This window comes from Microbacterium sp. ZW T2_14 (genome assembly GCF_044987405.1).
Lineage (GTDB): Bacteria > Actinomycetota > Actinomycetes > Actinomycetales > Microbacteriaceae > Microbacterium.
On sequence record NZ_JBJDRK010000012.1, the window covers coordinates 66,934 to 91,273 of the forward strand.

24 protein-coding genes and 1 pseudogene are annotated in these 24,340 nt (G+C 71.1%); 11 read left to right on the forward strand and 14 right to left on the reverse strand.

Going from position 1 to position 24,340, the window contains the following annotated elements:
• Nucleotides 1-6 precede the first annotated feature (6 nt).
• Nucleotides 7-540 (reverse strand): dihydrofolate reductase, encoded by a 534-nt coding sequence (locus tag ACI3KY_RS06445; RefSeq protein ID WP_404929359.1) that lies wholly within the window; start codon nucleotides 538-540, stop codon nucleotides 7-9.
• On the reverse strand, nucleotides 537-1,346 hold the full coding sequence (locus tag ACI3KY_RS06450) for a thymidylate synthase (RefSeq protein ID WP_404929360.1): 810 nt from the start codon (nucleotides 1,344-1,346) through the stop codon (nucleotides 537-539). Before ACI3KY_RS06450 ends, ACI3KY_RS06445 begins: the two co-directional genes overlap by 4 nt.
• 141 nt (nucleotides 1,347-1,487) lie before the next feature.
• Here ACI3KY_RS06450 and ACI3KY_RS06455 point away from each other — a divergent pair, with 141 nt between their 5' ends.
• The 4 genes from ACI3KY_RS06455 to ACI3KY_RS06470 all read left to right on the forward strand — a co-directional run bounded on the left by ACI3KY_RS06455 (nucleotide 1,488) and on the right by ACI3KY_RS06470 (nucleotide 4,058).
• Nucleotides 1,488-1,925, forward strand: a complete 438-nt coding sequence (locus tag ACI3KY_RS06455; protein ID WP_404929361.1) for a TlpA family protein disulfide reductase — start codon at nucleotides 1,488-1,490, stop codon at nucleotides 1,923-1,925.
• A gap of 58 nt (nucleotides 1,926-1,983) precedes the next feature.
• On the forward strand, nucleotides 1,984-2,583 hold the full coding sequence (locus ACI3KY_RS06460; RefSeq protein WP_404929362.1) for a DUF4395 domain-containing protein: 600 nt from the start codon (nucleotides 1,984-1,986) through the stop codon (nucleotides 2,581-2,583).
• A 127-nt stretch (nucleotides 2,584-2,710) separates the two neighbouring features.
• Nucleotides 2,711-3,136: an OsmC family protein gene (locus tag ACI3KY_RS06465; protein ID WP_404929363.1), complete on the forward strand. Its 426-nt coding sequence runs from the start codon at nucleotides 2,711-2,713 to the stop codon at nucleotides 3,134-3,136.
• The gene (locus tag ACI3KY_RS06470; RefSeq protein ID WP_404929364.1) at nucleotides 3,129-4,058 is read left to right on the forward strand and encodes a TIGR01777 family oxidoreductase; all 930 of its coding nucleotides are present in this window, start codon (nucleotides 3,129-3,131) and stop codon (nucleotides 4,056-4,058) included. Before ACI3KY_RS06465 ends, ACI3KY_RS06470 begins: the two co-directional genes overlap by 8 nt.
• Nucleotides 4,059-4,104: 46 nt before the next feature.
• Here ACI3KY_RS06470 and ACI3KY_RS06475 read toward each other — a convergent pair whose 3' ends face one another.
• Both ACI3KY_RS06475 and ACI3KY_RS06480 read right to left on the reverse strand, forming a co-directional pair.
• Nucleotides 4,105-4,563, reverse strand: coding sequence for a tetratricopeptide repeat protein (locus ACI3KY_RS06475; RefSeq protein ID WP_404929365.1), 459 nt, complete (start codon nucleotides 4,561-4,563; stop codon nucleotides 4,105-4,107).
• Nucleotides 4,560-5,375 carry a 4-hydroxy-tetrahydrodipicolinate reductase gene (locus tag ACI3KY_RS06480; RefSeq protein ID WP_404929366.1) on the reverse strand — a complete coding sequence of 272 codons (816 nt, stop codon included), beginning with the start codon at nucleotides 5,373-5,375 and terminating at the stop codon, nucleotides 4,560-4,562. The genes ACI3KY_RS06475 and ACI3KY_RS06480 overlap by 4 nt, the downstream gene beginning before the upstream one ends.
• 71 nt (nucleotides 5,376-5,446) lie before the next feature.
• On the opposite strand from ACI3KY_RS06480, the gene ACI3KY_RS06485 reads away from it, so the two are divergent.
• Nucleotides 5,447-5,920 carry a GNAT family N-acetyltransferase gene (locus ACI3KY_RS06485; RefSeq protein ID WP_404929367.1) on the forward strand — a complete coding sequence of 158 codons (474 nt, stop codon included), beginning with the start codon at nucleotides 5,447-5,449 and terminating at the stop codon, nucleotides 5,918-5,920.
• Nucleotides 5,921-5,933: 13 nt separating this feature from the next.
• On the opposite strand, the gene ACI3KY_RS06490 is transcribed toward ACI3KY_RS06485, so the two are convergent.
• The 3 genes from ACI3KY_RS06490 to ACI3KY_RS06500 all read right to left on the reverse strand — a co-directional run bounded on the left by ACI3KY_RS06490 (nucleotide 5,934) and on the right by ACI3KY_RS06500 (nucleotide 10,328).
• Nucleotides 5,934-6,536, reverse strand: coding sequence for a histidine phosphatase family protein (locus tag ACI3KY_RS06490; RefSeq protein ID WP_404929368.1), 603 nt, complete (start codon nucleotides 6,534-6,536; stop codon nucleotides 5,934-5,936).
• Nucleotides 6,537-6,663: 127 nt separating this feature from the next.
• Nucleotides 6,664-7,722 (reverse strand): aldo/keto reductase, encoded by a 1,059-nt coding sequence (locus ACI3KY_RS06495; RefSeq protein ID WP_404929369.1) that lies wholly within the window; start codon nucleotides 7,720-7,722, stop codon nucleotides 6,664-6,666.
• Nucleotides 7,723-8,036: 314 nt separating this feature from the next.
• Complete coding sequence (locus ACI3KY_RS06500) at nucleotides 8,037-10,328, reverse strand: polyribonucleotide nucleotidyltransferase (RefSeq protein WP_404929370.1); 2,292 nt, start codon at nucleotides 10,326-10,328, stop codon at nucleotides 8,037-8,039.
• A 335-nt stretch (nucleotides 10,329-10,663) separates the two neighbouring features.
• Between ACI3KY_RS06500 and ACI3KY_RS06505 the strand changes: the two genes are divergently transcribed.
• The 3 genes from ACI3KY_RS06505 to ACI3KY_RS06515 are packed head-to-tail and all read left to right on the forward strand — an operon-like array spanning nucleotide 10,664 to nucleotide 11,794.
• A complete protein-coding gene (locus ACI3KY_RS06505; RefSeq protein ID WP_194413892.1) occupies nucleotides 10,664-10,846 on the forward strand; it encodes a DUF5302 domain-containing protein in 183 nt (60 codons plus the stop codon).
• 16 nt (nucleotides 10,847-10,862) lie between these two features.
• Nucleotides 10,863-11,048, forward strand: a complete 186-nt coding sequence (locus ACI3KY_RS06510; RefSeq protein WP_404929371.1) for a hypothetical protein — start codon at nucleotides 10,863-10,865, stop codon at nucleotides 11,046-11,048.
• Complete coding sequence (locus tag ACI3KY_RS06515) at nucleotides 11,045-11,794, forward strand: YrhK family protein (RefSeq protein ID WP_404929372.1); 750 nt, start codon at nucleotides 11,045-11,047, stop codon at nucleotides 11,792-11,794. Before ACI3KY_RS06510 ends, ACI3KY_RS06515 begins: the two co-directional genes overlap by 4 nt.
• A gap of 224 nt (nucleotides 11,795-12,018) precedes the next feature.
• Here ACI3KY_RS06515 and ACI3KY_RS06520 read toward each other — a convergent pair whose 3' ends face one another.
• Nucleotides 12,019-14,001 carry a glycosyltransferase gene (locus ACI3KY_RS06520; protein WP_404929373.1) on the reverse strand — a complete coding sequence of 661 codons (1,983 nt, stop codon included), beginning with the start codon at nucleotides 13,999-14,001 and terminating at the stop codon, nucleotides 12,019-12,021.
• Nucleotides 14,002-14,140: 139 nt separating this feature from the next.
• Here ACI3KY_RS06520 and ACI3KY_RS06525 point away from each other — a divergent pair, with 139 nt between their 5' ends.
• Both ACI3KY_RS06525 and ACI3KY_RS06530 read left to right on the forward strand, forming a co-directional pair.
• Nucleotides 14,141-14,734: a DedA family protein gene (locus ACI3KY_RS06525; RefSeq protein ID WP_404929374.1), complete on the forward strand. Its 594-nt coding sequence runs from the start codon at nucleotides 14,141-14,143 to the stop codon at nucleotides 14,732-14,734.
• A 43-nt stretch (nucleotides 14,735-14,777) separates the two neighbouring features.
• Nucleotides 14,778-15,617 carry a DNA/RNA non-specific endonuclease gene (locus tag ACI3KY_RS06530; RefSeq protein WP_404929375.1) on the forward strand — a complete coding sequence of 280 codons (840 nt, stop codon included), beginning with the start codon at nucleotides 14,778-14,780 and terminating at the stop codon, nucleotides 15,615-15,617.
• A gap of 3 nt (nucleotides 15,618-15,620) precedes the next feature.
• Here the strand turns inward: ACI3KY_RS06530 and ACI3KY_RS06535 are convergent, their stop codons facing one another.
• From ACI3KY_RS06535 to ACI3KY_RS06555, 5 genes are all read right to left on the reverse strand, one after another.
• Complete coding sequence (locus tag ACI3KY_RS06535; protein ID WP_194413897.1) at nucleotides 15,621-16,265, reverse strand: FMN reductase; 645 nt, start codon at nucleotides 16,263-16,265, stop codon at nucleotides 15,621-15,623.
• A gap of 1 nt (nucleotide 16,266) precedes the next feature.
• Nucleotides 16,267-17,490, reverse strand: a complete 1,224-nt coding sequence (locus tag ACI3KY_RS06540) for an LLM class flavin-dependent oxidoreductase (RefSeq protein ID WP_404929383.1) — start codon at nucleotides 17,488-17,490, stop codon at nucleotides 16,267-16,269.
• Nucleotides 17,491-17,669: 179 nt separating this feature from the next.
• Complete coding sequence (locus ACI3KY_RS06545) at nucleotides 17,670-19,433, reverse strand: alpha-glucosidase (RefSeq protein ID WP_404929376.1); 1,764 nt, start codon at nucleotides 19,431-19,433, stop codon at nucleotides 17,670-17,672.
• A 9-nt stretch (nucleotides 19,434-19,442) separates the two neighbouring features.
• The gene (locus tag ACI3KY_RS06550; RefSeq protein WP_404929377.1) at nucleotides 19,443-20,324 is read right to left on the reverse strand and encodes an alpha/beta fold hydrolase; all 882 of its coding nucleotides are present in this window, start codon (nucleotides 20,322-20,324) and stop codon (nucleotides 19,443-19,445) included.
• Nucleotides 20,325-20,337: 13 nt separating this feature from the next.
• A complete protein-coding gene (locus ACI3KY_RS06555; RefSeq protein ID WP_404929378.1) occupies nucleotides 20,338-21,834 on the reverse strand; it encodes a carboxylesterase/lipase family protein in 1,497 nt (498 codons plus the stop codon).
• A gap of 129 nt (nucleotides 21,835-21,963) precedes the next feature.
• Here ACI3KY_RS06555 and ACI3KY_RS06560 point away from each other — a divergent pair, with 129 nt between their 5' ends.
• Nucleotides 21,964-23,139, forward strand: a complete 1,176-nt coding sequence (locus ACI3KY_RS06560; RefSeq protein WP_404929379.1) for an acyltransferase family protein — start codon at nucleotides 21,964-21,966, stop codon at nucleotides 23,137-23,139.
• A 16-nt stretch (nucleotides 23,140-23,155) separates the two neighbouring features.
• Here ACI3KY_RS06560 and efeB read toward each other — a convergent pair.
• Nucleotides 23,156-24,334 (reverse strand): annotated as a pseudogene (gene efeB / locus ACI3KY_RS06565) (iron uptake transporter deferrochelatase/peroxidase subunit); the annotation flags it as partial.
• Nucleotides 24,335-24,340 lie beyond the last annotated feature (6 nt).

Consider the following 24,340-nt stretch of genomic DNA (forward strand, 5'->3'; position numbering starts at 1 on the left):
GCCAGCCTAGGGGCGAGGGCGTCCGGCGCGGTGCTCGGGAGGCACCATTCGCAGGAACCGATAGCGGATGCCGGAGCTCGAGGTGTGCCATCCCTCAGCCGGGTCCGTCGACGTCGTGCGCCAGCCGGCGCGGTCGGGCGCGCGGGTGTCGCCGGCCACCTCGAGGTCGAGCTCGGTGACCTCCAGGAGATCGGCGAGCTCGATGGCGTCGAGGAAGAGCTGCCCGCCGCCGATCACCCAGATCCGCTCCGGGTCGCCCTCCGCGGCCAGCGTCAGCGCGGCCTCGAGCGAGCCCGCGCGCTCGGCGCCGTCATCCGCCCACTCCTCCTGACGGGTGATCACGATGTTCCGCCGACCCGGCAGGGGACGGAATCGCGCCGGGAACGACTCCCACGTGCGACGGCCCATGACGACGGGCGCTCCGAGGGTGAGCTCCTTGAAGTGGGCGAGGTCTTCGGGCACGTGCCACGGCATGCCGCCCTGGGCGCCGATGATGCCGTGGTGCGCCTCCGCCCAGATGAGGCCGATCGACGCGGTCATACCGCCACGGCACCCCGGATCGCCGGGTGGTGCTGGTAGTCCTCGACCACGAAGTCGTCGTAGCGATAGTCGAAGATCGACTCGGGCGTGCGGGCGATGCGCAGTGTCGGGTACGGGTAGGGCTCGCGGGTCAGCTGCTCGCGCACCTGCTCGAGGTGGTTGTCGTAGATGTGGCAGTCACCGCCGGTCCAGACGAAGTCGCCCGGCTCGAGACCCGCCTGCTGCGCGACCATGAGGGTCAGCAGCGCGTAGGACGCAATGTTGAACGGGACGCCGAGGAACAGGTCGGCGCTGCGCTGGTAGAGCTGGCACGACAGCTTGCCGTCGGCCACGTAGAACTGGAAGAGCGCGTGGCATGGAGCGAGGGCCATGTCGGGGATGTCGGCGGGATTCCAGGCCGAGACGATCAGGCGCCGGGAATCCGGGTTCGCGCGGATCTGGTCGAGCACGAGCGCGATCTGATCGATCTGCTCCCCTGACGGCGTCGGCCACGACCGCCACTGCACGCCGTAGACCGGGCCGAGCTCGCCCGCAGCATCCGCCCATTCGTCCCAGATCGTGACGCCGTTCTCCTGCAGCCAGGCGACGTTGGACTCGCCGCGGAGGAACCACAGCAGCTCGTACGCGATGGACTTGAAGTGCACGCGCTTGGTGGTGATGAGGGGGAAGCCCTGCGAAAGGTCGAACCGGATCTGGCGCCCGAAGGCACTGGTGGTGCCGGTGCCGGTGCGGTCGTCCTTGTGCGTGCCGTTCTCGAGCACGTCTCGCAGCAGGTCCTCGTACGGGGTCGGGATCGGCGTCGTCACGGCTGCCACGATACCCGCGGCTCCCGACGCGCGGGTCGTGGCCGCGCCGCTGCCGGCGGACACCATCGCCGTGTTACGGCGAGTGCGACATATTCACACGTGCGACCCACCGACGCCGGAAAGCGGTTAGCCTGATCTGCTGTGACCCTGGTCGGAGCGCTCATCACCCTCGCCGTGCTTCTTGCGGCGACGGTGGCACTCGGTGTCTTCGTGAACTGGCGTCAGCCCCGCGCCCGTCACAACGTCGAGCACGAGGTGATCGAACCGGCCCGTCTGGGCGCCGACGGACTCGGCGAGGTCGCGACGCTCCTGCAGTTCAGCACCGAGATGTGCGCGCGCTGCCCCGGCGTTCATCGCACGCTCTCCCAGATCGCCGACGGGCACGACGGCGTGCGTCACCTCGACGTCGATCTCACGCACCGCCCCGACATCGCCAAGCACTTCCACGTGCTGCAGACGCCGACAACGCTCGTCCTCGACCGCGACGGCGTCGTGCAGACGCGTTTCGGCGGCGCCCCGAGCCGCGACGTGCTCGAGCTGGAGCTCAACCGGCTGATCGGCGAGGACGCGAGTGTCTGACCGGGTCCCCACGCCCACTCCAGACGCCGCTGGCGCGTCGTCCGGAGCCTCCGGGCGCGTGGGCCCAACTGCGGCCCCGCGCGGCATCGACCCCCGGGGTCCGCGCTTCGTCGCCGGCATCACCGCCGTGCTGCTGCTGATCGACGTGTTCCTCGGGCTGACCGGCCTGTCGACGGCGCAATGGCCCGCGGGTTCGGGGCTGATCGGCATGGTCGATCCCGAGACGGGCGACGGCTACATCGGCGGCATGCCGGGCGCTTTTCTGCTGCCTTACGTGTCGCTCTCGCAGCGCGTCCTCGACCCCGCGTTCCTGCTCCTGCTCGTGATCGCGCTCCTCTTCCTCTGGGGTGTCGTGTCGCCGCGGACCGCGCCGTGGGGCGCGCTGTACCGCAAGGCCGTCGCCCCGCGACTCGCGCCGCCGAAGGAGCTCGAAGACCCGCGCCCGCCGCGCTTCGCGCAGGGCGTGGGCCTGTTCGTCTCGGTCGTCGGGCTCGTGCTGCAGCTGCTCGGCGTCCCCTGGGCACTGACCATCGCCGCCGCGGCGGCGTTCATCGCCGCCTTCCTGAATGCCGTCTTCGGGCTCTGCCTCGGGTGTCAGCTGTATCTGCTGCTCCAGCGCGCCGGCATCGTCGGGCGCGCCCGCCCGGCATCCGCCTGACGCCCTCCGTCAAAAAGGCGGGAAGCTCGCGACTCGGGCCGTGCGAACCGTCGCGGCAGGGCATCCGACGCTTTAGGCTGACGCGAGACGCCCACGACCCGGGCGCACCGCGAGCGAGGAGGCCCTCATGACTGTCACCAGCGAAGCCACCACCGCCTGGAAGGGCGCACTCTTCGACGGATCCGGGGAGGTCAGCCTCGTGTCGTCGGGGCTGGGCACCTACCCCGTCACCTGGAAGGCGCGCAGCGAAGGATCGACCTCGGTCACGACTCCCGAGGAGCTGCTCGCCGCGGCGCATTCGTCGTGCTTCAGCATGGCCCTCTCGCTGGCGCTCGCCGAGAACGGCACTCCCCCGGAGTCGATCGACACCACCGCCTCGGTGACCTTCAAGCCGGGCACCGGCATCACCGGCAGCCACCTCAACGTCAACGCGGTCGTGCCGGGCATCGAGCCGGAGGACTTCGAGCGCATCGCCCAGGGCGCGAAGGCCGGGTGCCCGGTGTCGCAGGCACTCGCAGGCATCGAGATCACGCTCGAGGCGACGCTTGCCTGAAGCTGTCTCGTCCGGCGACGGCGGCCGCCGGGTCGTCGTCGCGGGGGCGTCGGGACTCATCGGCGAGGCACTCGTCGAGAGCCTCCGGGCCGACGGGTTCACGGTCACGACCCTCGTGCGTCGGCCGGCCGAAGCCGCCGATGAAGTCGAGTGGCTCACGAACGCCGAGCCGCTCGATCCCGCCGTGCTGGCGGGCGCCGCCGCCGTCGTCGGTCTGAACGGCGCGAGCATCGGCCGGTTCCCCTGGACCGGAAGCTACAAGAACACCCTGCTGTGGTCGCGCATCGCGCCGACGCGCGCCCTGGCCAGGGCGGTGCGAGAGCTGGGCACGGACGCCCCGCATTTCGTCTCGGCATCGGCGGTCGGCTACTACGGCTCCCGTCCGGGCGTGCAGCTCGCCGAGGACGCCCGCCGCGGCGAGTCGTTCCTCGCGGACCTGTGCGGCGAGTGGGAGGCCGCGGCCTTCGGCGCGGGAGCGGATGCCGCGGTGGCCGTCCTCCGCACGGCTCCGATCGTGCACCCGCGGGGGGTGCTGAAGCCGCTGCTCCTGCTCACGAAGGCCGGCCTCGCGGGCCCGATCGGCCGGGGGACGCAGGTATGGCCGTGGATCTCACTGGAGGACGAGGTGCGCGCCATCCGCCACGTTATCGACGCGCGCCTGACCGGCCCTGTGAACCTCGCGGGCCCCACGCGCGCCACGGCGAACGACCTCGGCTTCGCTCTCGCGGTGCGGATGAACCGTCCGTTCCTGCTGCGCGCACCGGTGTGGGGCATGAAGCTGGTCCTGGGTCCCGATGCGACCGACGCACTGCTGACCTCGGATGCGAACGTCGTGCCCGAGGCACTCGTGCAATCGGGGTTCGAGTTCAGCCACCCGACCGTGGAGGACGCGGTGGTGGCCGCCGTACCTGCCGCGGCCTGACCCGGCTCCGCCGTGTTCTCGCACGGTGGTGCGAGCATGCGAGGCGTCAGCCGGCGCGGCGAGATCGGTCGGAGGGCTCGAGGCGGATGGCTTTGCGCACCGCCTCGCGCGCGCGACGCCGGTCGCCCGCGGCGTCGTAGGCGAGACCCAGCCGGTACCAGGCCCGCCAGTCGTCGGGGTGGGCCTCGGCGTCGGCGCGGTACGCCGGGAAGACGGCATCCCCGTCCTCGCGCATGACGCGCCCGCTCGGACGCACCGTCACCTCGTCGGCCGGGAGCCCGCCCTCGGCCTCCAGACGGCGGCCGAGCTGCTGTGCGCGCACGCCGAACCACAGCTCGCGGCCGAGCGCCCACGCGGCGATGACGGGCAGGACGACGAGGGCGACGCCCATCGCGATGCCGACGGGATCGCCGCTGACGACCAGCAGCCATGCCCGCTGCCCGACGAGCACGATGTACAGCGCGAGCAGCGCCGCCATGACGACGACGCCGATGCGGGCGGTCATGCGCCGGTCGCGCGGGCGACCTGGCCGGGCACCCCGTCCTCGGCGACGGGAGACGCGTCGACAGCGACCCGGCGGCCACCGATGCCGATGTCGATGAGGCTGTCCAGGCCGACCGTCACGCCGGTCGCGTCGCGGGCCGCCACCAGAGCGAGACGGATGCCGGGACCATACGCCTGCGCCGGCTCCACTGTGTCGTGCACGATGGTGAGCGACTCGCCCGCCCCGGAGAGGATCGTCTCCTGACGGGCGACGACGCCGGGGCGGCGCAGCGAGTGGATCGGCACGCTCGCGACCTGCTGACCGCGGGCACGCTGGTCGACGTGCGGCGATTCGACCGGCCCGACCGACGTCCTTGCGGCCGCGATCAGTTCCGCGGTGCGCACTGCCGTGCCGCTCGGCGAGTCGATCTTGGACTCGCGGTGCGCCTCGACGATCTCGATGGAGGGGAAGAAGGGGGCTGCGGCCGCAGCGAGGGCCGAACCGAGCACCGAGCCGATCGAGAAGTTGGGGATGAACACCGCGCCGGTGCCGGCCGCCTCGACGAGCGGGCGCACGAGCGCGATGCGCTCGGCCGACCAGCCGGAGGTGCCGACCAGCACGTTGATACCCCGCTCGATCGCCGCCCGCACCACGTCGATGGAGACCGCCGGCGTCGACGCGTCGACCACCAGATCGGCGCCGTCGAGCTCGGACAGCTCGGACCGCGACGACAGCACGCCCGCGACCTCGAACCCGGGTTCGGCCTCGACCGCATCGCGGATGATCGCGCCGAGCTTCCCGGTGCCGCCCACGATGGCCACGCGTGTCGTCATGAATCCATCCTAGGCGGCGCCCGCAGGCCCCTCCCGGCCGGCGGACCCGCGCGGCCGCCTACGCTGGAGGGGTGGTGAAACTGCGCTCCTCCCCCGTCGACGCACCCGATGCTCACGCCCTGCTGGCCGAGTACTTCCAGGTCCGGACCGAAGGGTTCGCGGACCAGGGCGTCTCGTACCGCACGACCTTCCCCGATCCGGCCGCGTTCGTGCCGCCCGCGGGCGTCTTCGTCGTGCTGGACGACGAAGAGGGCGTCGCACAGGGATGCGGCGGCATCCGCCTCATCCCGGAGGGGCCGCTCGGCACCCGCTACGAGCTCAAGCACCTCTACCTGCGCCCGGTCACGCGCGGCCGCGGCTGGGGCCGCCTGCTCGTCGAAGACCTGGAGCGGCGCGCGCGCGAGTTCGGCGCGGCCGAGCTCGTGCTCGACACGCACCACTCCCTCGAGGCGGCCGGCGCCCTCTATGCACGCACCGGCTTCGAGGCCATCGAGCCCTACAACGAGAACCCCAACGCCTCCCGCTGGTACGGCAAGGCGCTCTGACCGGCGCGACCGCTCAGACGGGATAGACCTCGGGCAGGCCGGTGCGCAGCTCCACAGGCAGATGAGCCATGTCGTTGTGCGACAGCAGCGTCCACGGTCGCCCCTGCTTCTGCGCGATGACGCTCAGACCGCAGTGAGCCTGGTTCAGGGTCATCCACCGCCATTCCGGCGCCTGCAGGACCTCGCGCACGAACCAGGCGATGACGAAGTTGTGGGTGATCAGCAGCTCGTGCACCTCCCCGCGCTTGCGGGCCAGGAACTCGCTGGTGGCGTCGGACATCTGCGCACGGCCCGCCTCGACCTCGGCCTCGGTGACCGAGCCGAAGAACGGCTCGAACGCCGCCGGCGTCTCGTCGGTCATGCCGGTGGGCACGCAGTCGAACAGGAGGGCCGACGGCTCGGGCGACAGCGACGGCATCCGCTCCGCGACCGCGCGCGCCGTCTGACTCGCCCGCTCGAGCGGTGAGTGCCACACCGCGTCGAAAGGCACTCCCGAGAGGCGATCCGCGAGCAGGGCCGCCTGCCGGCGCCCGCGCGGCGAGAGGGGTCCGTCGACCAGTCCGTGCTGGGCGTCCTGATGTTCACCGTGCCGCACGAGATAGATGTAGTGCGTCACGCAGCTCACTCCGTCGGGGGTCACATGCCTGGGGGAAAGGCACCTCATCCACACTACGACACGTCGGCGCCGTGGCCCATGAGCCTGTGGACGGGCGCGTCGGCCGCGGCGGCGCCACGGGCGGGGGCTACTCCGAGGCGCGGGCGATGTCCGACAGCTGAGCGCGGCTGAGGCGGACGCCGACGCCCTGCACGAGCTCTTCGACGTGCTGCGGCGCGTAGGCGTTGACGATGGGCGCGACGACGAGCTTCTGCGCGAGCAGCCACGCCATCGCCACGGCGGCGTCGGGCACCCCGAGCTCGGCGCCGACCGCGTCGAGCGCCCGCAGGGTACGGCTGCCGCGACGGTTCAGGTTCGCCGCCAGCTGCGCGCCGCGCACCGACAGGGCGCCGCGGAGCTTGGAACGCTGCCGGCCGGCGAGGAATCCGTGCTCCAGGGCGTGCGACGGCGTCACGACCATGCCCTGGGCTCCCGCCACGAGGCGCAGATCGGCGTCGAACTCATGCCGACGCAGCACGTTGAAGGGCACGTCGAGCACGGTGATGCGCGGGTAGCCCGCCGAGGCGAGGATGCGCGCCTCGACCAGCTGTGCGGCGGTGTAGCCGATCACGCCGAGTGCTCGCACCTTGCCGGCCTCGACCAGCCACTCCGCCGTGGCCAGGGTGTCCTCGAGCGACGAGCCGGGATCGGCCGTCGCATCGAGGTAGAGGACGTCGATCCGGTCGGTGCGCAGCCGCGTCAGTGATGCTTCGACGGCGCGGACCAGGTTGACCGGGCCGAGCCCCGGATTGTCGGCGTGACCGCCCACGCGCACCGCGAGGACGATGTCATCACGCAGGCCGCGGGACTGGAGCCACTGGCCGATGATGTGCTCACTGCGGCCGCTCGAATAGCTGTCGGCGGTGTGGACGGCGTTGCCGCCCAGTTCGGTGTAGGCGTCGAGGATCGCGTGGCTCGACTCGAGGTCGACGTTCCATCCGAACTCGGCGCCGCCGAGGATCAGCGGGAACACCTCGGCGCCGCTCTCCCCGAGCGCGACGCGGACGCCGCTGCCCACGGCGGGTCCCTGTACGGGGATGGGGGCCGACGGATGCGGGCCGCGTGCAGCGGGCTGAGACGCGGCAGCGCCTGCGGCGGCATCCGGGCTCGCCGGTGGGAGCGTCGAGTCAACGCCGAAGTACGCCATGTCCCACCCCCCACGACCGCCCCGCGGAGCTTTCGTGATCACTGTCCGCGCGCCCCCCGGCGCGTACTCACAGGCTAGGACAGTCCGGACAGCGCTCCGGCCACTGAGGCGAACTGTCGATAAACATTACATAACGGTTTCATCACGAACCGCTGATCCTTGGGGTTCTGTCCCCTTTTCGGGGGACACACGGGGCATTCTGCCGACCGGACGACGGATGCCCGCCCCTCGATGAGGGACGGGCATCCGTGAACCTGCGGCTCGCTTCATCGCTGAACGGATTCAGCGGGCGGACGTGCCGTCGGCGGGATCGTTCAGCCTTCTGCGGGAGCCTCCGGGCCCTCGCTGGCCGCGGCGCGACCCTCCTGATCGGCGGGCTCCTCGAGCACCGGCTCGAGCGAGAGCTTGCCGCGGTCGTCGATCTTCGTGATCTTCACGAGGATCTTCTGACCGACGTTGAGGACGTCCTCGACGTTCTCCACGCGCTTGCCACCGGCGAGCTTGCGGACCTCGCTGACGTGCAGCAGTCCGTCCTTGCCCGGCAGGAGCGAGATGAACGCGCCGAACGTCGCGATCTTCACGACGGTTCCGAGGAACTGCTCGCCGACCTCCGGGTTGGTGGGGTTGGCGATCGCGTTGACCTGGGCACGGGCGGCCTCGGCCGACGGGCCGTCGGTCGCGCCGATGTAGACGGTGCCGTCCTCCTCGATGGAGATCTGCGCACCGGTCTCGTCCTGGATCGCGTTGATCGTCTTGCCCTTCGGGCCGATCAGCTCGCCGATCTTGTCGACCGGGATCTGCACGCTGATGACGCGCGGTGCGGTGGGCGCCATCTCGTCCGGACCGTCGATCGCGGCGTTGAGCACGCCGAGGATCGTCAGGCGGGCGTCGCGGGCCTGCTGCAACGCAGCGGTCAGCACCGACGACGGGATGCCGTCGAGCTTCGTGTCGAGCTGGATCGCCGTGACGAACTCGCTCGTGCCGGCGACCTTGAAGTCCATGTCGCCGAGCGCGTCCTCGGCGCCGAGGATGTCGGTCAGCGCGGCGTAGCGCGTCTGCCCGTCGACCTCGTCCGACACCAGACCCATCGCGATTCCGGCGACGGGGGCGCGCAGCGGCACACCCGCGTTCAGGAGCGAGAGCGTGGACGCGCAGACCGAGCCCATCGACGTCGAGCCGTTGGAGCCGAGAGCCTCGGACACCTGGCGGATCGCGTACGGGAACTCCTCGCGGCTGGGCAGCACCGGCACGAGCGCGCGCTCGGCGAGGAAGCCGTGCCCGATCTCGCGACGCTTCGGCGACCCGACACGGCCGGTCTCACCGGTCGAGTAGGGCGGGAAGTTGTAGTGGTGCATGTAGCGCTTGTGCGTGACGGGCGACAGCGAGTCGATCTGCTGCTCCATCTTCAGCATGTTCAGCGTCGTGACGCCCAGGATCTGGGTCTCACCGCGCTGGAAGATCGCCGAGCCGTGGACGCGAGGGATGACCTGCACCTCGGCGTCGAGCGGACGGATGTCGGCCAGGCCGCGGCCGTCCATGCGGACGCCCTCCGCGAGGATGCGACCGCGCACGATCGTCTTGGTGACCGACTTGTAGGCCGCCGAGAACTCGAGCGTCGCGACAGCCGGCAGCTCGCCGGACTCGACGGCGGCGAGGAGCTCTGCCTTGACGGCATCCTTCAGCTCGTCGTCGGCGTTCTGGCGATCCTGCTTGTCGGCGATCTGGTAGATCGGGACGAGCTTGTCGTACGCGCGGTGGGCGACGAAGTCGTAGGTCTGCTGGCTGTAGGGCAGGAAGACCGGGAACTGCTTGATCTCCTTCGCCGCGGTGTTGGCGACGACGTTCTGCGCGGCGACCAGCTGCTTGATGAAGGGCTTCGAGGCCTCGAGGCCCTCGGCCACGACCTGCTCGCTGGGCTTGACGGCGCCGGCCTTGATCAGGTTCCACGAACCCTCGGTGGCCTCGGCCTCGACCATCATGATCGCGACATCCTCGTTGCCGTCGGCATCGGTGATGACGCGACCGGCGACGATGAGGTCGAAGACGGCCTCCTCGAGCTGCGACACGGTCGGGAACGCGATCCACTGATCGGCGTGCTCGCCGTGGCCGGGGATGAGCGCGAGGCGCACGCCCGCGATCGGGCCGGAGAACGGCAGACCGGAGATCTGCGTCGACAGCGAGGCGGCGTTGATGGCGAGCGCGTCGTAGAACTCGCCGGGAGCGATCGAGAGCACGGTCACGACGATCTGCACCTCGTTGCGGAGGCCGTCGACGAACGACGGACGCAGCGGGCGGTCGATGAGACGGCACACCAGGATCGCCTCGGTCGAGGGACGACCCTCGCGGCGGAAGAACGAGCCGGGGATCTTGCCCGCGGCGTACGAGCGCTCTTCGACGTCGACGGTCAGCGGGAAGAAGTCGAAGCCCTCACGGGGCTGCTTGCTCGCGCTGGTGGCCGAGAGGAGCATCGTCTCCTCGTCGAGGTACGCGGCGACCGCGCCCTGCGCCTGCTGCGCGAGACGTCCGGTCTCGAACCGGACGGTACGGGTGCCGAAGCGGCCGTTGTCGAGAACGGCTTCAGCGGCGGTGATTTCAGGACCTTCCAAGAGGTCTCTCCTTCTTTGTTTAGGCTCGCACGCGCGTTTCGCGCACGAGCTTGTGCGAAGGAGCAGGAACAGGCAGATCTCGGCGCGCGGCCGTGCCGCGATTCGCGCCAGCACTGGCCACCAGTAGAAATCCACCCGGCGCGGATGCGACGAGGAGACCACCACAGGGGACCAGCTAGCTGCCGGCCTGCTCCGTGAGCTCATGTTGAATTGAGCGGATGCCCGAGGGCAGCCTGTCCGATCCTATCAGTGGTACCCGTCCCGGCCCCACGGCCGACCGGAGGCGGCGGAAACACCGAATGACATCGTCGTCGGGCGTGCGTAGGGTGGGAGTCATGAGCACCGACGAGAAGCCGGCGGGCGCGGCATCCGATGAGATGAAGCGCAAGTTCAAGGAAGCACTCGACAAGAAGAACGCGCAGCACCGTGACGGTGAGTCGCACCTGGACGGCGAGTCCTCGATCCATGGGACGCACGGCGCGGTGACCAAGCGCGAGTTCCGCCGCAAGAGCGGCTGACGACCGGAGGCGGGCGATGAGCGACTTCCGTGAGCAGATCCCCGACGACGACCGGGACGTCCCGCTCGACGACGACGCGGAGTTCGAGCTGCCGCCCGCGACGCTCGACCCGATGGAATCGGTCGAGAAGCAGGTCGACGAGCTCGATCTCGAGGAGCGCGAAGCGGCGGTCGAGTCTGGCGAGATCGACCCCGAGGCGTGAGCGACGGCACGCCGGAGGAGCGTGTCGACACGCCTCCGGCAGCCGTCGGCCCGACAGCGGGCACCACGCCCGCGGTAGCGCCCGTCCGCCTGCGGCGGCTGCGGCGTGAGGCGTGGGGCTTCGCGATCGGCTCCCTGTGCTTCTTCGCCGGCGCACTGCCCGTGTACGCGCAGTGGGCCGGGGTCGTGTGGACCGGCGTCACGTTCTTCGTGGGATCGGTGTTCTTCACCGTCGCGGCCCTGATCCAGCTGCTCCTCAGTGGGCGCCGGCCGCCGAAGGCGCAGACGAGCCGGCCCGACCGCGCGGACTGGTGGTCCGCCGCCATCCAGTTCGCCGGGACGCTGCTCTTCAACACCTCGACGCTCGTCGCGCTGCTCGCGGCGATCGCCCGCCCCGACGCCGTGGGGGTGGGATGGCGCCCCGACGCTTGGGGGTCGCTCGCGTTCCTGGTGTCCAGCTTCCTCGCAGTCGAGGCGACGCGCGGGCGCGAACGCCTGTGGGATCGCGACGCGCGCACCTGGCACGGCACGGGCCTCGGCATGCTGGGGTCGATCGCGTTCGCCGTCTCCGCGGTCGCGGCCTACGTCGTTCCGTCCACGGGCGAGCTCGTCAGCGTGCAGTGGACGAACCTCGGCACCGCGATCGGCGCGCTCTGCTTCTTCGGCGCGGCCGTGCTGTCGCGCCGCACGATCCACCACGGAGTGATCGGCCGGCGGCTGCGTCGGCACCGCGCGGCGCAGCTCTGAGTCGCTGCACCTGCCGGCGGTGGATGTCGGTCGGTTGGTGAATGCGAACCGCACCCGGGTCTGCGAGGCGGCACTAGGCAGAAAAAAGGAAGCCCCGACCGTTACCACACAGCCGGGGCGAGACGAATGAGAGTTCGCCTATCGGGATCCACTCTACCGCATGCCTGAGGGGGACGCGCCCGGCGTGAACAACCGCCTCTCGCATCGAGGCGGGACCGAGGTCGTCACGACGCGCGTGTCGGCGCACGCACGTCGCCGCGGCCGCCGATGACGACGTAGCCGGAGTGCTTGGGCGCGACGCCGTCGCCCGCCGTCCGTCCGCGCAGACGCCGCCAGGCCCACGGCAGCACGTCCCGGCTGAGCCACGTACCCGGCGCCACCGGATCGTCGTCGGCGTGAAGGGCGGCGTCGAGCCCGCCGAGCGCCTGCGCGTCACGCACGCCGAGCACGTCCGCGGCGCGATAGGCGAGGAACCGGTGCCCTCGCGACCGCAGGTGCACCCTGTCGGCAGACCAGAGGTCGAGGTCTCCGATCGCGGGGATCGCTTCCAGGTCCAGCAGCATCGCACCGGTGTCGGCCGCGATCCGCCGCAGCTCGGAGGCGAAGGCGGCGAACCTCCGCTCGAACACCACGGCGGCACGCCGACGCGGCAGGAACGGTGTCACGAGCAGCACGTCGATGCCGGCGTCCCGCAGCGCACGGACGGATGCCTCCAGCTCGGCCGCCAGCCGCGCGATGTCGACACGCCGGCCGACGAGGTCGTTGGCGCCCATGAGGATCGACACGAGGTCGGGACGCAGCGCCAGCGCCCGCGGAAGCTGCTCGGCCGTGAGGTCGCGCACGCGACGGCTGCGCACCGCGAGGTTCGCGTAGCGGAACGGCCCTGCTTCGGAGGACTCGTGCGCCAGCAGCTGCGCCAGCCGATCCGCCCATCCCCGGTGCTGCCCCGCCGGCATCCGCGACGTGTCGCAGAGGCCCTCGGTGAGCGAGTCGCCGAGGGCGACGTACCGCGACCACCGCGGTCGCACCGGCGCCCCGGCGGACGGGGTCGACGGGTTGGACGGGCGGATGCCGGCACGCCGGCGCAGTGCGTCATCGATGGGGCGCAGCATCCGTGCGTCCTCGTAGTGCTCGACGAGCTGGCCGCACAGGGCGTCCCACGTGCGGTGGCGCACCGATTCGTGGGCGGAGGCCGCGAACGCGCGCCGCTTGCCCGCGTCGCCGACCAGGTCGGCGACGCGGGCCCGCAGGTCGCGCAGATCGCCCGGACCGTAGAGCCAGCCATCGACGCTCGAGCGCACCAGGTCGACCGGGCCCCCGATCCCGGTCGCCACCACCGGCACGCCGCTGGCGAGGGCCTCCTGGATCGTCTGGCCGAACGTCTCGCTCTCGCCGGGATGGACGAACACGTCGAAGCTGGCCAGCGCCTCCGCGAGCGCGCCGCCGGTGAGATGTCCGGTGAACACGGCGTCGGGCAGCGCGCGCTCGAGCGCCTGCCGGGCCGGCCCGTCGCCCACGATCACGAGGCGCGTGCCGTCGAGCCCCGTGAGCGCGGAGAGGTCCTCGACCTGCTTCTCCGGGGCGAGGCGACCGACGTAGCCGACGATCGTCCTCCCCGGCGCCACCCGCGCGCGCCACGCGTCGCTGCGTCGCTCCGGCCCGAAGCGGGTGGTATCGACGCCGCGCCCCCACCGGCGCAGGCGGTCGACGCCGAGCGCGTCGAGCTGCTGCAGCGATGCCGTGGAGGGGGCGAGGGTGAGGGTGGCGCGCCGGTGCAGGCGGGCGACGTGGCGGCCGACCAGCGCCGCGGCCTGCGGCATCCCGTACTTCTCGGCGTAGGCGACGACGTCCGTCTGATAGACCGCGACCGCGGGCACGTGGAGCGCATCGGCCGCTGCGAGTCCCTGCCAGCCCAGCACGAACGGCGACGCCAGGTGTACGACATCGGGCCGGAAGTCGCGGAGGATCGCGGTGAGCCGTGCGGCGCGCGCGAACACGACGCGCACCTCGGGATACGAGGGCAGCGGCGCCGAGCGCAGCAGCTCGGTCCGTGCGCCGTGGAGGTCGGTGGTGATCTCTCCCGCGCGCGGCGCGATGACGAGCGTCTCGTGCCCCTGGGCAGCGAGATGGCGCAGGACGTGGAGCACCGACCCTGTCACCCCGTTCATGTGGGGCAGGAACGATTCGGCGAGCAGTGCGACTCTCACGCCTCCAGGGTGGCGGCGCCGACACGGACGGATGCCGCGAACCGGCGCCCGCGCGCAAGTGTTCACCGGATGCACCGCGGCAGGTCACCGGACGTGCCCCGTTCCGTCGCCGTTCACCGCGGCCGACTACCAAGGAGACGTGATCGACGAGCTGCTGACCGAGGTCGCGAGGAGCCCGTGGGCGCTGCCGCTGCTGTTCGTGCTCGTGCTCGGCGACGCGTTCCTCGTCGTGGTCCCCGGCGAGGCGGCGGTGACGGCTCTGGGTGCGCTGGCGGTGTCGCAGGGCGAGCCTGCGGTGACGGCGGTGATCGTCGTCGCCGGGGCTGCCGCCCTCACCGGCGACGCGGCGTGCTATCTCGTCGGCCGGACGGTGGGACTCGAACGGTGGCGCTGGATGCGGACGCCCCGCGTCCGCGCCGCGTTCGCCTGGTCGCGCGCGCGGCTCGAGCGACGCGCTGCGCTCGTGCTCTTCACCGCGCGATTCATCCCCTTCGCTCGGCTGGCCGTGAATCTGACCGCCGGCGCGACGGGGATCGCCGCACCCCGCTTCTTGGGCATCGCCGGGCTGGCGGCCATGGCGTGGTCCGCGTACCAGGCACTGATCGGCGCGGCGATCGCGGCGATCCTCCCCGGCGGGCCGGTCGTCGCGGTGGTCGTCTCGGTCGCGCTGGCGGTCGGGATCGGCCTCACGATCGATGCGGTGCTCGCCCGTCGCCTGCGCAGCAGCACGTGAAGGGGACTGCGTCCTCGTCGCCGCGAGCCGCCAGGATGGAGCCGTGACTGATGTGACGACGGATGCCTACGACGACCTCTTCCTCGGCATCCCGCTGCCGCTCCCCCGCCCCGCGGACGGACGCGAGGTGCGCGAGCTGACGTATCCGCGGTTCACTGTCCTCCTCGAGCCGCAGCGGCGGCTCGCGGTCGTGACGGCGGTGAACATCGACGGCTCGGAGCTGCACGATCTGCCGCGCACGGGCGAGTGGCAGCTCGATGCGCGCGTTCCCGCGGCCGAGCAGACCGGGCCGGCGGTGTATGCCGCGAATGACCTGGATCGCGGGCATCTGGTGCGCCGCCGCGACCCGGGATGGGGCTCGGCGGCCGAGGCGCGCGACGCGATGGAGGCGACCTTCGTCTATCCCAATGCCGCCCCGCAGGCGAGCGGCTTCAACCAGTCGAAGGAGCTGTGGCTCGGCCTGGAGGATCACGTCCTGCAGTTCGCCGACACGACCGGCGAGCTCGTCAGCGTGTTCACGGCACCGGTTCTCGCCGACGACGATCCGCCGTATCGCGGCATCCGCATCCCCCGCCGGTTCTTCAAGGTCGCCGCGTGGGCGACACCCGACGGCGCGTCGTCCCGCCTTGCGGCGGCAGGTTTCCTGCTCGACCAGTCGGAGCTCATCGACGTCGCTCAGGGAGCGCTCGCCGTGCCGGCACTGGGCGCGTTCCGCACCTTCCAGGTGCCGATCGCCGACATCCAGGAGCTCTCCGGCGTCGATCTCGGTGAGCTCGTCGAGGCCGATGTGCTGCCGCGCTTCGATGGGCTCAGCGACGCGCCGGTACGCGGAGAGGCGGCATGGCGCCCTCTCCGCGCACCGGCGGACATCGTGCTGAGCTGAGGACTACTCGCCCGCGAGGCCGCCGAGCAGGTGGCCGAACGAGCGTCCCTCGCCGAGGTAGTTGTCGGGGTCGAACGGATCGGAGTCCGTCGCCGGCTCCCGACGCGCGATCGCCTCGGCGAGCTCGCGCGCGCCACGGTCGATGCGCTCTGCGAGCGGTGCGATGTTGTCGGCCGACGCTCCCCAGTCGCTCGACGCCGCGAACACGCCGGTCGAGACCGGTTCGGCATGCAGGTAGGTGAAGAGCGGGCGGATCGCGTAGTCGATCGCGAGCGAGTGGCGCGCGGTGCCCGCGTTCGCGCCGATCAGCACGGGCTTGCCGGTGAGGGCATCGGGATCGAGCACGTCGATGAACGACTTGAACAGACCCGAGTAGCTCGTGGAGAAGATGGGCGTGACGGCGATGACCGCGTCGGCCGAGACGACCGCGTTGATCACCGACTCCAGCGCCGGCGGGGCGAAGCCTGTCAGGAGGTTGTTCGTGATGTCGTGCGCGTAGTCGCGCAGCTCGAACACGTCGACCTCGATCTCGATGCCGCGCTCCGACAGCTGCTTCGTCGTGGCGGCGGCGAGCCGGTCGGCGAGCATGCGGGTCGAAGACGGGTTCGACAGCCCTGCCGAGATCACGGCGATGCGGCGAGCGGTCATGTCACGCCTCCTTCCGGCCGAGGCCGAACGCGGCACCCGCAGGCGCCCCAGCGGCGGAGCCTGCCGTCGGCACGGCGTCCTGGTACGGGCTGGTTCCCACGAGGTTGTCACCGCGGTTCGCTCCCGGCACCGCCTGGCGCGGCGCCTCGCCGCCGTACGCCGCTGCCACGAGGTTGGCGTGGGTCGGGGCATCCGGAACCTCGGGTGCACGGTTCTTCTGCAGCTCCTTGCGCAGCACCGGGACCACCTCGCCGCCGAGGATGTCGAGCTGCTCGAGCACCGTCTTCAGCGGCAGGCCGGCGTGGTCCATCAGGAACAGCTGGCGCTGGTAGTCGCCGTAGGTGTCGCGCATGGCGGCGTAGCGGTCGATCACCTGCTGGGGCGAGCCCACCGTGAGAGGCGTCATCTCGCTGAAGTCCTCGAGCGACGGGCCGTGGCCGTAGACCGGCGCGTTGTCGAAGTACGGACGGAACGCCTTCACGGCGTCCTGCGACTTCGCGGCCATGAAGACCTGGCCGCCGAGGCCCACGATCGCCTGCTCGGGCGTGCCGTGGCCGTAGTGGGCGTAGCGCTGGCGGTACAGCTGGATCAGGCGCTGGTAGTGCTCCTTGGGCCAGAAGATGTTGTTCGCGAAGAAGCCGTCGCCGTAGTAGGCGGCCTGCTCGGCGATCTCGGGCGTGCGGATCGAGCCGTGCCAGACGAACGGCGCAACCCCGTCGAGCGGCCGCGGCGTCGACGTGAATCCCTGCAGGGGCGTGCGGAACTGACCCTCCCAGTCCACGACGTCCTCGCGCCACAGGCGGTGCAGCAGGTTGTAGTTCTCGATCGCGAGCGGCAGACCCTGGCGGATGTCCTTGCCGAACCACGGGTACACCGGGCCGGTGTTTCCGCGCCCGATCATGAGATCGGTGCGACCGCCCGACACGTGCTGCAGCATCGCGTAGTCCTCGGCGATCTTCACCGGGTCGTTCGTGGTGATGAGGGTCGTCGCGGTCGAGAGGATCAGGCGCTCGGTCTGCGCGGCGATGTACGCGAGCGTCGTCGTGGGCGACGACGACCAGAACGGCGGGTTGTGGTGCTCGCCGAGGGCGAAGACATCCAGGCCCACCTCCTCGGCGTGCTTCGCGATCCGGAGCGTCGCCCGGATCCTCTCCGCCTCACTGGGCGTGGTGCCGTCGGTCGGGTCCTGGGTGATGTCGCTCACCGTGAAGATGCCGAACTGCATTCCCGACCACGTGGTGCTCTCGCTCACGATCGCTTCTCCGCTTCCCCTGACTCAGGGCTCCGTTCGCCGTGCGGGATCTCCGTCGCGGGCGAATCTATGCAAATGAATGTATCTCGTGCAACGTGTCCGCTCAAAGGTTATTCCCGAACGGATGCCGCGGCCCTCGGCATCCGCTCGATTCACCGCTCGTCCGGCGCTGCTCCGTGCGACGCCCGCAGCACCACGGCCTCCCACGGCCGAAGGCGCAGCACCCCGTCGACGATCTCGGGCGCATCGTCGTAGTTGCCGATGACCAGTTCTGCCGACTCGGGATCGACTCCCTCGACCTCGATCTGCTGCGGGTCGCCCGAGAAGCTGCCGGCGACGAAGAGCGTCGGACCGCCGCCCGAGCGCGTGAAGGCGTAGACGCGGGGATGCTCGGGCGCGACCAGCGCGAAGTCGCCGAGCCGCACGACCGGGTCTTCGTGCCGCAGCGCGATGAGGCGGCGATAGTGGTGGAACACGGATGCCGGATCCGCACGCCCGGCCTCGGCATTGACCGTCACGTGGTTGGGGTTGACCCCGATCCACGGTTCGCCCGTCGTGAAACCGGCCGCGGGGCTGCCGTCCCACTGCACCGGCGTGCGCGCGTTGTCGCGGCTGCCCGATCCGAGCGCCGCCACCAGCTGCTCGTCGGTGAGCCGCCCGTGGGCACGGGCCTCGGCCGCGTAGCGCAGGGACTCGATGTCGCGATAATCCGACAGCTCGCGGAAATGCGCGTTCGTCATCCCGAGCTCCTGGCCCTGGTACACGTACGGCGTGCCGCGGTGCAGATGGAGCACGGTCGCGAGCATCGTCGCCGACTCTCGGAGATACGCGCCGTCGTCGCCGAAGCGCGAGACGCTGCGCGGCTGGTCGTGGTTCTCCCAGTACAGCGCGTTCCACCCGGCGTCGAAAAGCCCGTGCTGCCAGCGCGCCATCGTCGCTTTCAGCTCACGCAAGTCGAGCGGGCGCAGGTCGAACCGCCCGCCCCGGCCGTGATCGATGTGGACGTGCTCGAACGTGAACACCATGTCGAGCTCTCGCCGGGACGGGTCGGTGAACAGGCGGCCGTCTTCGACGGTGGCGCCGGGCGTCTCCCCCACGAGCAGCAGGGCGTCGCGGCGCCCTTCGAAGACCTCGCGGTGCATCTCCTGCAGGTACTCGTGCAGCCGCGGACCGTTGACCGTCTGCAGGCGGCTGTCGCCGAAGCGTCCGTCGACGACGACGCCGTCGGCAAGCGACCCGTCCTCGCGGACGACCTTGGAGATGAAGTTGATCACGTCCATGCGGAAGCCGTCGATGCCGCGGTCGAGCCACCAGCGCATCATGTCGTAGACGGCCGCCCGCACGTCGGGGTTCTCCCAGTTGAGGTCGGGCTGCTTGCGGCTGAACAGGTGCAGGTAGTACTCCCCCGTCGCCTCGTCGAGCTCCCACGCGGGGCCGGAGAAGGCCGATCCCCAGTTGGTGGGCTCGGCACCCGGCGTCCCCGGTTCCATGCCCTCGCGCGGTGGGCGCCACCAGTACCAGTCGCGCCGGGGCGAGTCCTTCGACGACCGGGACTCGACGAACCACGGATGCTCGTCGCTGGTGTGGTTGACGACGAGATCCATCACGACACGGATGCCGCGGGCATGCAGCGCGGCGATCACTTCGTCGAGGTCGGCCAGGGTGCCGAACAGCGGGTCGACGTCGCGGTAGTCGCTGATGTCGTAGCCGTTGTCGTCTTGCGGGCTGCGATAGATCGGCGAGAGCCAGACGACGTCCACCCCGAGTTCCGCGAGATGGTCGACGCGTCGCAGCACGCCGCGCAGGTCGCCGACGCCGTCGCCGTCGGAGTCCTGGAACGAACGCGGGTAGATCTGGTAGACGACCGCGCCTGTCCACCAGGCGGGCGGGTCGTTCGGGGTCTCGGCCGCTGCCATCCCGTCACCCTACGCCGCGTCGGCGAAGAGCTGCAGCATGTCGCGCACGAGCTGGTGGGGCGCCGTCTCGCACGGCGCATGCCCGGTCGCGTACGTCGCGACGCGTGCGCCGATGCGAGCCGCGTAGTCGTCGTGCTGGGCTTGCGGCCACAGGTCGTGCTCGCCCACGGCGATCAGCTTCGGGATGTCGATCGCGGCCACCTCGCCGGCGAAGTCCGGGGTGTCCATCATCAGGCCGACCACGTCGTCGATGCAGGCGCGCCCGGTGATGCCGAGCCGCTCGCGCACGAACGCGATGCGCCCCGGAGGCGTGCGGTTCAGGTTGTAGCGGATGCCCCACAGGATGAGTCCCGCCGCCCGGTGCGGCGACATGTCGGAGATCGGGCCGATGTGCTTCACCCCGCGGAACACCTGGCCGGTCGCCGGCGGTGCCGCCATCAGTGTGAGGCTGCGGAAGAGATCAGGGCGGGCGACCAGGGCGAGCTCGGTCACCAGGCCGGCGAAGCTGTAGCCGAGCACATGCGCCGGTCCGCCGTCTTCGAGGATGGCGACGAGGTCGTCGACGAAGAGGGCGTAGTCGTAGGACTCGCGCGGCGGATCGAGATGGTGCGGCCCCGCCGCCGCCGACTCGTAGTGCCCGGCGATGTCGTAGGCCTCGACACGGTAGCCCGCCGCGGCCAGCAGCGGGAACAGCAGGACGAAATCCTCCTTCGAACCCGCCACGCCGGGGACGAGCACGACGCGCGGCGCGCCGGGATCGCCCAGCCGCACGCGCGCCAGCCCGCCGCTGGGGGCAGGGAACACGTCGTGCTCGGTGCCGGCGGGGAACACGTGCCAGTCGAGGTCGGGGAGGGCCTGGTCGCGCGCGAGCGCGTCGTCGATCGTCGTCATCGCGACTGTGAGACTACCGCTCGGGAAGACCGTCCAGCTCCTCCTGACGCGGCGCGTAGTCGATATGGCCGCCGTCGGCGTCGAACGCCTGCACCGGCCGGCGGCTCGACCACGCCTCCCACCCGGGATCGCCCTCGACGACGAACGACACCCAGGCGCGGTGCATCGCGTCGGCGAGCGCCTGCGGACCGTCCGGGCCGCCGATGCCGATCGCATCCGGCTGCGCGAGGCGGTCGAAGACGAAGCCGAGCTCCATGACGTGCGCGGCGCCGAGCCGGTCGACGGGACTGCGCCACCGGAACTCGTACACCCAGGTCCCCGCATCCGCCCCCGATGCCCGGCTGTCGGCGAACCGCGTGATGGGTCCCCGCAGCAGCATGTCGGTGACCACCTCGCCGAGCACCTCGCCCGGCGAGGCGTCCGGACGACGCGCGCGATGCGCGCGCACGATCCGCGCAGGAACGTGTGCCGCGAGCCGCGCCGCAGCAACGGTCAGCCACGTCGCCTTGTCGACTGTGCCGGAGGGGACGAGCCAGAGCCGGTACTCCTCGCTCGTGGATCCGATGAGGACCGGGATGCCGCGACCCGCTCCCGCGAGCAGTGCGTCCAGCGGATTGCGCGGGACGGCCTCGCCGCCGATCGCGAGCGCGACCGTCGGACCGCCACCGAGAGGCGATCCTCCGGCGGCCACGGCGGTCTGCTGCGCCACGAGGTCGCCGGCCGACACCGCCGCGAACCCCTCACGCGTGGCGGCGACCTTCAGCCGCTTCGCGATCTCGCGCGTCATGCGCCTCGCCTTCTTCGGAGGCTGCGCCACCAGCGGCCCGGACTGCAGGATCGCCCGGTCGAACAGCTCCCCCGCGTGCGGCAGAGCGAGGAGCGCCGTCAGCGTGCTGGCCCCGGCGGAGTGCCCCATGACCGTGACCCGCCCGGGGTCGCCTCCGAACGCCCGGATCTCGCGGCGTACCCAACGCAACGCCGCCTGCTGATCGAGGACGCCGAGATTCTGCGGCACGTCGTCGAGCACCGCGAAACCCTCCTGGCCGAGACGGTACTGGATCGACACGTACACGATGCCGTGGCGGGCGAACCGCTCGCCGTCATAGGTCGGCAGCGCCGTCGTACCGCGGGTCAGCGCACCGCCGTGGACGAACACCAGCACCGGAAGCGCCGCTTCAGGTGAGCGGTCGGAGGGCGTCCAGACATTGACGGTCAGGATGTCGTCGCCCGGCACCTCGACGGTGGCCAGGTAGGTCGCGATCGCCGGCGCGTACGGGCGCTGCGGCGCCGTCGGACCGAAAGCGGAGGCATCCCGCTCCCCTGTCCATGCAGGTGGGGGCGCCGGAGGAGCGAAGCGGAGATCGCCGACCGGCGGAGCGGCGTACGGGATGCCGAGAAAACGTTCGATGCCGCCCTCGCGGCTTCCGCGGACGCTGCCCGCGCTCAGCGTCACCACCGGCGGAGCAGACGCCGGTGGGCGTGCGAGGGCGTCGGTCGCAGCATCCGTCATGTCGTCCCCTCTTGGCGGCACCGTCGCGCGCTCGTACTCACATTCGGCCAGCGTGGGACTCAGTGTCAAGCGAGGGCGCCGCCGGGTCGGCCCGGGCTAGTCTGGTCAGCGCCCCGGCGAGAGGTGACGATGACCGGCAGCAACGTTCCCCCCACCGCGGCCACCCCGGCGGCGTCCCCCGCCCGCCAGCGACGGCGCACGCCGTTCTGGGACAACGCGCGCTTCGCGTGCATCGTCCTGGTCGTGTTCGGCCACGCCGTGCAGCGCCTGACGTACGACTCCGACATCGCGCTGAGCCTCTACCTCGTCGTCTACGCCTTCCACATGCCGGCTTTCGCCGTGATCTCCGGGTACTTCTCCAAGTCGGACGCCCCGACGAGGACGCAGATGGCACGCGTCATCACCGACATCCTGCTGCCGTACATCGTGTTCGAAGGCCTGTGGACCCTCACGAAGTGGCTCGTCGAGGGGCAGGCCAACCCCAACCTCACCGAGCCCTCGTGGACGCTCTGGTTCCTGCTGGCGCTGGGCATCTTCCGCGTCGTCCTCCCCTACCTGGCGCTGCTGCGCTGGCCGCTGCTCTGGACGGTCGTGATCTCGATCGGCGCGGGCTACCTGCCCAACATCGACTCGACGTTCTCGCTGTCGCGCACTCTGGGGCTGCTGCCGTTCTTCACGCTCGGCTGGTGGTTGCGCGAGCACGACATCGTCGCCCGGCTGCGGCTGCTGGACCGTCGCCCGTGGTGGGTGGTCGCCGGCAGCGTCGGCCTGTTCGCCGTCGCCGCCTGGGCTGCGTGGTTCTTCGTCGACGACTGGCGCGCCATGAACCTGCGGGAGTGGCTCTTCTACGACGAGAACTACGCGTCCATCGGCGGCACCGAGTGGTGGGCCGGTGGCGTGCGCCTCGCCCTGATGATCGTGGCGGTCCTGCTGTCGGCGGCCTTCTTCGCGCTGCTGCCGCGGGACAGCCACTGGTGGACCCACTTCGGTCAGTACACGATGTACGTCTACCTGCTGCACTCGTTCGTGCTGTACCCGTTCCGGGAGAACGGCCTGCTGCGCAACGCCGAGCCCACCTGGCTCTGGCTGCCCCTGGTCATCGTCGGCTCGGTGCTCATCGCACTGGGGCTGGCGACGCGCCCGGTGCGGCGGCTCTTCCGCCCGCTCATCGAGCCGCGCCCGCGGTGGCTCTTCGCGGACCCCGCTCTCACGCGGCGCGAAGGGCGGCGTAGCGACCCGACCGGGTCCCGTCGGCCACGCGAGCAGCCGCGGGCGCCGCGGCCCGACCCGCGCCAGAACGGCTGACGCGGCAGCCGGAGGCTCAGGCGAAGAGCGCGGCTCCGACGAAGGATCCGGGCGAGGCACCCGCCGGAACGGCCCACAGTCCAGAGCCGACATGGCGGACGTACTCGTTCATCGTGTCGGTCGACAGCGACCGCTGCAGCCGCACGAACTGCTCGGGCGAGCGCTGATACGACAGGAAGAAGAGTCCCGCATCGAGGCGGCCGAGCTCGTTGTTGCCGTCGACGAAGTTGTAGCCGCGTCGCAGGATCCGGGTGCCGTCGTTGACGTCGGGGTGAGCGAGCCGAACGTGACTGGTCGTCGCGATCGCCGGCTGGCCGTCCCCACCCGTGGCGTCGAGGTCGGGCTCGGTGAACTCGTCGCCGCCTGACAGCGGCGCCCCCTCGCCCTTGGTGCGGCCGATGATCGACTCCTGCTCCGAGAGGCGCACGCGGTCCCAGGTCTCGATGAGCATCGCGATCTTCCGGGCGACGAGGTACGAACCGCCCGCCATCCAGGCGGGCTCGTCCCCGGCCCCGGCCCACACGTGGCTGCTGAGCGCCTCGTCGTCGGTCGCGAGGATGTTCGCGGTGCCGTCCTTGAAACCGAAGAGGTTGCGCGGCGTGGCCTGCGCCGCCGTGGTGCGGGACGTGCGCCCGAAGCCGAGCTGCGACCACCGCAGGCGGGCGCGCCCGAAGGCGATGCGGCTGAGATTGCGGATCGCGTGCACGGCGACCTGCGGATCGTCGGCGCAGGCCTGGATGCACAGGTCGCCGCCGGAGAGCGCGGGGTCGAGGTCGTCGCCGAGGAAGGCCGGCAGCTGCTCGAGCTGGGCCGGGCGTCGCGCCGCGAGGCCGTAACGATCGCCCTCGTCGTTCTCGAACAGCGTCGGGCCGAAGCCGAAGGTGATCGTGAGGCCGCTCGCCGGGAGTCCCAGCGCCTCGCCGGTGTCGTCCGGCGGCGCCTCGGGCGATCCGCCCACCGCCCCCGTCGCGCTGACGTCGAGCCCTTGCGTCATGCGGGCCGCGGCATACGACCAGTCCTGGAGCAGCGCCACCAGGTCGTCGCGGTCGGTGCGCGCCATCATGTCGAACGAGGCGAAGTGCAGATGATCCTGCACCGGCGTCGTGATGCCGGCCTGATGGGCGCCGTAGTAGTCGTAGACGGATGCCGCGGAATCCTGTTCCCGCGCGCGCCCGACCGCGACGCCGGTGCAGGATCATCT

What these genes read in the sequence shown, in the direction of transcription:
- ACI3KY_RS06465 (WP_404929363.1), top strand. Translation starts at nt 2,711, where the DNA reads ATGACTGTCACCAGCGAAGCCACCACCGCCTGGAAGGGCGCACTCTTC.
- ACI3KY_RS06475 (WP_404929365.1), bottom strand. Translation starts at nt 4,563, where the DNA reads ATGACCGCCCGCATCGGCGTCGTCGTCATGGCGGCGCTGCTCGCGCTG.
- ACI3KY_RS06555 (WP_404929378.1), bottom strand. Translation starts at nt 21,834, where the DNA reads ATGACGGATGCTGCGACCGACGCCCTCGCACGCCCACCGGCGTCTGCT.
- ACI3KY_RS06480 (WP_404929366.1), bottom strand. Translation starts at nt 5,375, where the DNA reads ATGACGACACGCGTGGCCATCGTGGGCGGCACCGGGAAGCTCGGCGCG.
- ACI3KY_RS06560 (WP_404929379.1), top strand. Translation starts at nt 21,964, where the DNA reads ATGACCGGCAGCAACGTTCCCCCCACCGCGGCCACCCCGGCGGCGTCC.
- ACI3KY_RS06550 (WP_404929377.1), bottom strand. Translation starts at nt 20,324, where the DNA reads ATGACGACGATCGACGACGCGCTCGCGCGCGACCAGGCCCTCCCCGAC.
- ACI3KY_RS06535 (WP_194413897.1), bottom strand. Translation starts at nt 16,265, where the DNA reads ATGACCGCTCGCCGCATCGCCGTGATCTCGGCAGGGCTGTCGAACCCG.
- ACI3KY_RS06495 (WP_404929369.1), bottom strand. Translation starts at nt 7,722, where the DNA reads ATGGCGTACTTCGGCGTTGACTCGACGCTCCCACCGGCGAGCCCGGAT.
- ACI3KY_RS06510 (WP_404929371.1), top strand. Translation starts at nt 10,863, where the DNA reads ATGAGCGACTTCCGTGAGCAGATCCCCGACGACGACCGGGACGTCCCG.
- ACI3KY_RS06540 (WP_404929383.1), bottom strand. Translation starts at nt 17,490, where the DNA reads ATGCAGTTCGGCATCTTCACGGTGAGCGACATCACCCAGGACCCGACC.
- ACI3KY_RS06505 (WP_194413892.1), top strand. Translation starts at nt 10,664, where the DNA reads ATGAGCACCGACGAGAAGCCGGCGGGCGCGGCATCCGATGAGATGAAG.
- ACI3KY_RS06545 (WP_404929376.1), bottom strand. Translation starts at nt 19,433, where the DNA reads ATGGCAGCGGCCGAGACCCCGAACGACCCGCCCGCCTGGTGGACAGGC.
- ACI3KY_RS06445 (WP_404929359.1), bottom strand. Translation starts at nt 540, where the DNA reads ATGACCGCGTCGATCGGCCTCATCTGGGCGGAGGCGCACCACGGCATC.